General features: G+C 39.9%; 2 protein-coding genes and 1 tRNA gene. All 3 read right to left on the bottom strand.

Translation table 11 applies throughout. The annotated features are described in order from the left end of the window. Positions 1-76 precede the first annotated feature (76 nt). The 3 genes from LX99_RS25300 to LX99_RS25290 all read right to left on the bottom strand — a co-directional run bounded on the left by LX99_RS25300 (position 77) and on the right by LX99_RS25290 (position 1,225). On the bottom strand, positions 77-640 hold the full coding sequence (locus LX99_RS25300; protein WP_109611133.1) for an ISAon1 family transposase: 564 nt from the start codon (positions 638-640) through the stop codon (positions 77-79). Continuing rightward, positions 633-989 (bottom strand): ISAon1 family transposase N-terminal region protein, encoded by a 357-nt coding sequence (locus tag LX99_RS25295; protein WP_109611130.1) that lies wholly within the window; start codon positions 987-989, stop codon positions 633-635. Before LX99_RS25295 ends, LX99_RS25300 begins: the two co-directional genes overlap by 8 nt. A 162-nt stretch (positions 990-1,151) precedes the next feature. Next, positions 1,152-1,225 (bottom strand) — tRNA-Asp (locus tag LX99_RS25290). Between the last annotated feature and the right edge of the window lie 157 nt (positions 1,226-1,382).

The raw sequence follows: 1,382 nt of genomic DNA, 5'->3' as shown, positions 1-1,382 counted from the left end.
TGTTTTTGATGATCTTTGCTTGGATTGTCATAATGCTAATCTCTATTACGTGCGTTAATTAATCGTAATTGTCAGATTAAATTGTGACTATCTCATCTGGCTGATAGGATTGTTTGTTTCTTCTTGATTCTTCAATCAACTTACTTTCTGCATCAAGCGCTTCCCAACGATACTTTATTCTTGCTTCCTGCACAGCATCATAAGCCAGCTTTTGTACATGGAACCTGTCCACGACACGTACAGCATTACTAAAACACCTGCGGATAGCTTTGATCATGTTAGCCGCCATGTCCATAGTTACTTCTTTTACCTTATTCCTTGATCTTAGGCTGATTTTCTCCAGCACCGTAATGATCTGCTCAGCCCCCGTGCCTTTGATCATCGCTACTATCGCTCTTTTATTCCCTTTAGCTTCTTTGTTGGTAACAATAGTGTAGAGTTCGCCATTGCTTAAAGCCGTTTCATCTATACTTAGATACGGGCCTATATTATCTGCGAAAAGCATCCAATCTTCTGCATGTTCCTTTTGATCCCAGCTGTGAAAGTCACTCAGGTGGTCTTTATATTGCTGGCCGAGCTGCTTGCCATCAACCTGGTATAATCTACCTAATAAATGACTGCTGATCGGGTGATTATCCAAATATTCCTTTTAAAAAAGTGCCGAACTCTGTTGTCATCCGCGCACCTTTTCTTACTAAATCCCAGTCTCTTGTGATAATCTCACCGCTTGCTTTTACTTCCCATCTGCGCCTTTTAATACATAATGCTACTTTATGTCCCCGTATAGGAAAATCCTGAATAGCTGTTTCCGGTAGAAAGCCTTTCGATTCTAATTGTGATTTATCATAACCGGATGGAGCAAGGTTCTTTTCCTCCAGGTAAATATTCAGTTGCCCGTTTCCGGATGACCGGACATCTGTAAGTTCAAAGTATTCTAAAATACCTTCTGGTAATATTAAACGGACGAGGGTTTCGTAGGATGATGACAAGGGAACGCGTGTTGATTAGTATTTCCACAAATCAAATATTTTTTTTTCCCCCACAAGAATTCTGCTTGATCCAAACTTAGTCTGAAACGAGCGCTTTTGACATAAAAAAAGCGCCTAAATCATTGATTTAAGCGCTTTCGGTGGGTTTTGACACCTTCTTAGCGGAATGGACGGGACTCGAACCCGCGACCCCATGCGTGACAGGCATGTATTCTAACCGGCTGAACTACCACTCCTCCCGTTTGGGAGTGCAAATATAAAAACCATTTTGATTGATGCAAAATATTTTTGCATCAATCCAGGGAAATCGCTTTTAACTTTTTTATCATTTAGATAAGGAGTATATTTATGGTATAAATGATTAAGGTCAAAAAAATGACCTTTTCAAATTCC

This window comes from Mucilaginibacter oryzae, from assembly GCF_003148845.1.
Lineage (GTDB): Bacteria > Bacteroidota > Bacteroidia > Sphingobacteriales > Sphingobacteriaceae > Mucilaginibacter > Mucilaginibacter oryzae.
This window is presented reverse-complemented; position numbering and strand designations above follow the sequence as displayed.